The sequence below is a fragment of the Amycolatopsis sp. NPDC104863 genome (assembly GCF_055582965.1).
Map to the genome: position 1 here is coordinate 364,475 of NZ_JBVJOW010000001.1, position 6,512 is coordinate 370,986.

At 72.9% G+C, this 6,512-nt stretch carries 5 protein-coding genes; 3 read left to right on the plus strand and 2 right to left on the minus strand.

The genetic code is table 11. The features are described from left to right. Positions 1-233 precede the first annotated feature (233 nt). Positions 234-2,549 (plus strand): hypothetical protein, encoded by a 2,316-nt coding sequence (locus ACZ63J_RS01670; RefSeq protein ID WP_465408815.1) that lies wholly within the window; start codon positions 234-236, stop codon positions 2,547-2,549. Next, positions 2,546-3,445 (plus strand): sortase, encoded by a 900-nt coding sequence (locus tag ACZ63J_RS01675; protein ID WP_465408817.1) that lies wholly within the window; start codon positions 2,546-2,548, stop codon positions 3,443-3,445. The genes ACZ63J_RS01670 and ACZ63J_RS01675 overlap by 4 nt, the downstream gene beginning before the upstream one ends. A 272-nt stretch (positions 3,446-3,717) precedes the next feature. On the opposite strand, the gene ACZ63J_RS01680 is transcribed toward ACZ63J_RS01675, so the two are convergent. Together ACZ63J_RS01680 and ACZ63J_RS01685 are read right to left on the minus strand one after the other, a co-directional pair. After that, positions 3,718-4,788 (minus strand): PstS family phosphate ABC transporter substrate-binding protein, encoded by a 1,071-nt coding sequence (locus ACZ63J_RS01680; protein WP_465408820.1) that lies wholly within the window; start codon positions 4,786-4,788, stop codon positions 3,718-3,720. A gap of 178 nt (positions 4,789-4,966) precedes the next feature. Next, a complete protein-coding gene (locus ACZ63J_RS01685) occupies positions 4,967-5,401 on the minus strand; it encodes a DUF1508 domain-containing protein (protein WP_465408822.1) in 435 nt (144 codons plus the stop codon). A gap of 291 nt (positions 5,402-5,692) precedes the next feature. Between ACZ63J_RS01685 and ACZ63J_RS01690 the strand changes: the two genes are divergently transcribed. Continuing rightward, a complete protein-coding gene (locus tag ACZ63J_RS01690; protein ID WP_465408824.1) occupies positions 5,693-6,388 on the plus strand; it encodes a hypothetical protein in 696 nt (231 codons plus the stop codon). Positions 6,389-6,512: the final 124 nt, after the last annotated feature.

Here is a 6,512-nt window from a genome sequence, read left to right on the forward strand (position 1 = left end):
GGGGACGGGGAATCGAGGGCAGCAGGCAGTGCCCCAGCCGGGTCAGTATGTGCGGGCGCGGGCGGAGGAAGGTGTACGTCCGGAAAACGCCCGACGGGACGTACGTGAATCACATTCGGGTGTGCCTCGGCGTCCATTGACCGTGCCCGCGTCGCTCGGGGAGGTTGGGTCCGGGCGCGCGCCGGCACGGCGCGCGCCGTCCGTTCGCGTGCCTTGGAAACCGGGGGCCTTCCGTGTCTTTCGTCCTGCTCAGGCGTGTCGGGCTGGTGCTCGCCTGCGGTGTGCTGGCGGTGCTGGGGAGCGCCGTCCCGCCGGCCGGCGCCCAGGAGAGCCCGCCGGCGCCACCGGCGTACACCCTCAAGACGGTGCCCGCCGACCTGTCCGCCGTCCAGGACGGCGACCCGCTGCAGGTGGTCGTCTCCGGGCTGCCCACCGGCAGTGTCGCGGTGCTGAAGGTCTGCCCGACCCAGCTGCCCGACAACCTGCTGAAGCCCGACTTCTCCACCGGCGTCCTGACCTGGGTGCCCGACCACGACTTCGGTTCCCGCGTCCGCGGTTACTGCTCCGAGGAGTTCAGCGACGAGCTCACCGGCCAGCGTTCGGGCACGCACAACGTGACCCGGGTGCGCAGCGGCACCAGCGGCGACGTGGTCTTCGACGTCGGTGTCCCGCGTGGACAGTCGAAGCCGGGCTTCGTCGGGTTCGACCCGCGGTACACCAACTTCGACAAGAACGACAACTTCCCGTGGGCGGACAACCCGCTGGTCTCCACCGACCCGGCCACCGGCACCCAGATCCGGACCCGGTCGTGGTCGTACTCGTGTGACGAGAACACGCCGTGCGCCTTGACACTCGAGATCGTCGGCACCGACGCGGCGGGCAACCCCTTCGACGTCTACGACAACTCTCGCGTGTTCCGCGCGGCCGCGCCGGGCTTGGCCGTCAAGGGCTGCGGCGGGATCGGCGAGCAGACGCTCAACGCGAGCATGCCCGAGCGGTTCGGGCGGACCGCGGTGGCGTGGAACCAGCTGCTGTGCGCGCCCACCGGCGGCTCGCAGCCCACCACGATCGTCGGCGAGACCGAGGACGCGGGCCTGAAGTCCTTCGACACCGGCGGATCGGACCTCGCGGTCACCGGCTCCGGCGGCGCGCTCGCCACACAGAGCGTGCGGGCGCGGGAGTACGTCCCCGCCGCGCTGAACGCCGCGGTACTGGCCGCGGTGGGCTGGTCGCCCACCGACCACGACGACAACGGCTCGCCGTTGATCTCGCAGGTCAAGGGCGCGTTCTCGATGACGCTGGACGAGCTGGCCCTGATGCTCAGCCACGGCGGCCAGAACCCGGACACCACCGGCCGCGGCGGCATCTTCCGCGACACCTCGGCGTTCGTCGGCCGGAACCCCGCGCTCGCCCAGGTGCAGGCGGCGCCGCTGCCGAGTGAGTTCCTGAACCCGGTCGTGCGCGCGGGCGCCGACCCGACGGCGCAGTTCTGGGGCCTGACCGGGGAAGCCGGGGCGGGCACGGTCCCGGCGGCGGTGAGCGCGGTGCTGTCCCGCACGGCGGCGTCGTCGTGGAAGTTCCCGGACCTGCCGGAGGTCTACGGCAAGGCGGCGGGCCAGTCGCCCGGGGTGATCAAGGACCTCGGCGCGCTCGACCCCGGGAAAACACCGCAGCACAACGTCGACGCCAAGTTCGGCCAGCTCGCCGTGCGCAAGGTCGTCGACAGCGTGATGACCGGGACGAGCTCGAGCTGCTTCGGCGGCTGCCTCAACTGGGTCGTCACGGACCTCGCCACCGCCCGCGCCTACGGCTGGACGCCGGTGGCCCTGCCGAACGCGAGCGGGAACTTCGTCCAGCCGACCGCGGCGAGCCTGCAGGCCGCGGCGTCGAGCATGAAGGAGGGCCCGGACGGCACGCTGCAGCCGGGCACCGCGACCGACCCGGCGGCCTACCCGCTCACCTTCGCGGAGTACCTCACCGCGCCGGTCAACCCGCTCGTCGACGCGAGCTGCACGCCCCTGAAGGCCAAGCAGGACGAACTCGCGACGGTGCTGCTGGTCGCGCGTCACGGCGGGCAGGGCGCGCTGGCGCCCGGCCTCACCCCGCTGCCCCCCGCGCTGGCCGGGGAGGCCGACGCGCGCGCGGCGAAGATCGGGACCGGCTCGGCCACCGCGGCCTGCCAGGAGCGGGAGGCGGCGCAGAACCCGCCGCCGGCCGGGTCGACCGGCACCGGCGACACGGTGGTCCCGGCGTCGAACACCACCGGCCCCGCCGGCTCCCCGGCCGCGGCCACCGGGCCCGCGCCGGCCGCGGTGCCGACGCAGGCGAGCGTCCTCGCGGCGAAGAACCTCGCCGACGCGACGGCCATCCCGCCGTTCGCCGGGGCCGGGGTGCTGGGGGCGCTGATCCCGTTGCTGGCGCTGATGGTGCTGGCCACGCTGCCTTCGCTGACGGCGTACGCGACGGCGGGGAAGCCGGCGCCGCCGTGGCTGAGCCGTGTGGTGCGGGCCCTGGCCGCGCGGGTGCGCTTCGGGCGGGGTGCCGCGTGAGCACGGTGACCGAGCAGGAAGCGCCCGAAGAGCAGGGACTCCTGCGGTTCAGCCCGGGCTGGATCGCCACGACGGTGTTCGCCTGGCTCGTCACGACGGTCGTGGCGCTCGCGCTCGTCGTGTACGCGCTGGGCCCGATGGTCCAGTCCGCCGACCAGCGGACCGCGCTCACCGGGATCCGCGCCGAGATGGACCGGGCGCTGGGGGCGAGCCGGAGCCTCCTCGGCGCGCCGCCGCCCACGACACCGGTCGAGTTCGGCGGCCCGGTCGCGGTGCTGGAGGTGCCGAAGCTGAAGCTGCGGCAGGTGGTCGTCGAAGGGGTGTCGAGCGCGGAGACGGCGACCGGGCCCGGGCACGTGCCGGGCACGTCCGGCCCGGGCCAGCCGGGCAACGCCGCGATCGCCGGCCGCTACTCCGGCTACGGCGGCCCGTTCGCCTCGCTGGCCCGGCTCGCCCCGGGCGACGACCTGGTCGTCGCGACACCCCAGGGCGTTTCGGTGTACCGGGTCCAGGACGTGGCGACGCGGGCGCTGGACGAGAACGTCGACTACGGCAAGACCCCGGACGACCGGCTCACCCTGGTGACGTCGACGTCGTGGTGGCCGCTGGCGGCGTCGCAGGCCACGGTGGTGACGGCGCGCCTCGAAGGCCGCCCGTTCCGCCCGACTCCGCAGAACGGCCGCGCCGACGACCAGGACGGCCGCACCGGCGACCCGGCAGCCTGGGCGGCGGTGGCCCTGGCGTTCGCGGCATTCGTGGCGGCGGCCGGGGGAGCGACGCTGCTGTACCGCCGCTGGCGCCCGGTGTCGACGTACGTGATCACGGCGCCGATCCTGCTGACGCTGGCCTCGCTGGCGGCGTTGGCGCTGTGGAAGGTCTTCCCGGCCTGGGCTTGAGGGGTTTCGCGGGGGCTCGGCGTGTTGGTGGCGCCGGGCCCCTTTCGCTTGTGCGGTAAGAGGTGTCGGCGGTGTGCGGTGCCTTTGGCGGCTCGCTGGGGCCGCAGCTGCCCGGCGGTGGGCGGTGCCTTTGGCGGCTCGCTTGGGGCCGCAGCTGCCCGGCGTGGGCGCGCACTTTCCCCGCACCCGAGCCCTTCTCCGCCACGACACCTGCCCCAGTACGCCGAAGGGGCCCGGCGCAGTGCGCGCCGGGCCCCGGTTTCGTTACCGTGTCAGGACTTGGTGCAGGTGAGCGTGCCGGTGCCGGTGATCGTCTTGAAGCCGTACTTGACGATCGTCGCCGCGAGCTTGCCGCCGCAGAGGGGGCTGGCCGTCGTGGCCGTGTCCGTCGGGTCGAAGCCCACGTCGCGCTTGGCGGCGCTGTACGAGCGGCTCCGGGTGTCCAGGACGTGGAAGACCAGGCGCGAGCCCAGGAAGCCGTCCGCGAACGCCGGGGCGTAGCTGCCCGCCGAACCCGAGACCGGGGCGCCGTCGGAGCCCGCGCCGGTCAGCTTGTTCACCGTGTAGCCGTTGCGCTTGTTCGGCAGCACCGCGTTGCCCTGCGCCACCCAGCTCGCGATCGAGAACGGCGCGATCGCCGCGGACTGGTCGGCCGCCGCGATCGAGGTCGCGTCGTTCTCCTGGAAGCGCTTCACCGTCAGGCCCGGGATGGTCGCCGGGTCGAAGCCGAGGACGGTGCCGGTGAAGAAGCTCAGCGTGCCCGAACCCAGCTGCGGCAGGTAGAGCTGGATCGCCGCGTTCGTGCCGCCGACCTGGTTCCAGTTGGTGATGGTGCCGTTGTAGATGTTGCGCAGCTGCGTGAGCGTCAGGGTCAGGCCCGCACCCGCGCCGGTCGAGGAGGACGACCAGGTGACGCCGTCCCGGGCGAACGCGTAGTACTCGAAAGTGGACGGGTCCGAAGTGGCCCGGCCCGAGGACGAGCGCGCGATGTCCACGGCGCCGTTGCCGGCGTCCGCCGAAGCCTTCAGCGCCGCCTTGCCCGCGCCCGAGCCGTCGGGGGGCAGGTTGCCCGGGTTGGTGTAGGTGATGGCCGGGTTGAAGATGTCGGCCGGGACGGTGAACGAGGCGCCGGAAGCCAGCACCGGCGGGACGTTCACGAAGTTGTCCGGGTCGGTGTTCCAGGTTCGCGGGAGCTTGTTCGCGTCGGTGAAGATCGCCCCCGTGATCCCGAAGATGGTGTCGGAACCGACGGCCGAGACGACCTCCGGGTTGCCGTTCGCCGGCGGCACCGCGAGCGCGGTGCCGGACATGACGAGGCCGGCCCCGGCGGCCACGGCGGTCACGCCGAGAAGTCGAGTGGTACGAGCACGCATCGTGTTGGCACTCTTTCTCTAGTCCCCATTGTGTCGCGGGATCCCGCGACGTCTTCATCTCCTCGCGGCAGGCTGTCCGGGGGCACTGTTCCGTGTTCCCGCCCGACGTCGTGGTGGTTAAGGTCCGGGAAACACCCGCGCATCCGGGCTATTCCCGGGCGCGCGACGCCGAATCGTCGGTCCCGTTCCGGCGGTACTTCTGACGCCAGTCGACGACCGTTTCGATGTTTTCGACGCTCGCCGTCGCGGCCGCCGCCCGGAAGCGGTCCAGTCCGCGCTGGGCTTCGATGCGCCGCCCGTACGCGTGGGTGGCTTCGGCCACCGACACCCCGTCCAGCCGCAGCAGCCACCGCCACCGGCCGCCGCTGATGTGCCGGAAGTCCGTGCTCAGCAAGTCCATCCGGGTGCGCAGCAGCGTGATCGCGCTCAGGCATTCCGCCGTCCCGGCGCAGTCGGCGGTCCCCGCGCCGAGCGAGACGTTGTTGCCGCCCAGCAACCGCCAGCGCAGCATCCGCTGTTCGGTTTGGACGAGCTGGAACCTCGGCCGGCTGCGCAGCCGGCCGGTCACTTCCCCCCGGGTCACAATGGACTCATCGTCGGCGACCCCACGGCGGGTTACCCCGGCGCCTTAAGGCGCGACGGCTTCCCGGTGAACAGTTCCGGTGCCCGCCGGCCGGTACTCCGAACGGATGCGGGCATTTTCCGCTCCGCTTGTCCCGTTGTGACAATTCCGCCGGGGTAACTGAAGGACCGACGGCCGGATCCTGAACGCCGCGGGAAAACCGGCGGCGGCCGGAAACGCGCGCCCGCGCGCCGCCGACAGCCTCATCGTCAGCGCCGGCTCCCGGCGCTCGAGAACCCATTGGGGACAACCATGAGTCGTTTCACCACCCGGTTCGCGGCGGGTCTCGCCGTGGCGGCGACCTTCTTGACCCTCAGTGCCTTCCCCGCGTCCGCCGCCCCGGCGGACGCGGCCACCACCAAGCTCACCGCCCAGGCGAGCAGCACCCGCGTGGACGCCGGGACCCCGGTCACCATCAGCGGACGGCTCACCAGCGCGGCCAAGCCGGTCGCCGGGGTGACCGTCGGGATCGCCTACTGCACCGACGACTTCTGCGGCGAGTTCGACGTCCAACCGGTGACCGACGCGAACGGCCGCTACCGCGCCACGGTGACCCCGGTCCGCGCGGGCCACTACCGGGCCGACTTCCTGCCCGCCGACGAGACCCTCGCGCCGGCCAACGCGAGCACGGCCGACATCGTCGTGATCCAGCCGGCGAAGATCACGTCGTTCACCACCACCCGGGCGGCGGACGGCACGATCACGGCGGCGGGGACGATCGACTTCCCGCGGTTCACCCCGGCCGCCATCCCGGTCCGGATCGAGTACCTGACCGCGGGTTCGCCGTGCTGGACCACCGCGGCCACCGTCGAGGCGCAGTGGAACGGAAGCGCTTTCGGCTTCTCGGCCACCGCGCAGCTGCGGGGACCGGGTGTCTGGCGCGCCGTCTACGACGGGGTGCGGGACGAGTTCCACGCGGCCACGAGCGGCCTCGTCTTCGTGCGCTGACCGGGGTGGGGGGGGGGGGGGGGGGGGGGTCGTTCCCCCCCCCCCCCCCCCGTGTCGGGGGGGGAGCGTGGGTGAAACGACTCTAGCCCATTCAAGAGGAGAAAAGGGGAGGAGCGGGGGGAGG

Excerpts from the sequence above, each read along its gene's own strand:
- ACZ63J_RS01690 (WP_465408824.1), top strand. The coding sequence starts at position 5,693 with ATGAGTCGTTTCACCACCCGGTTCGCGGCGGGTCTCGCCGTGGCGGCG.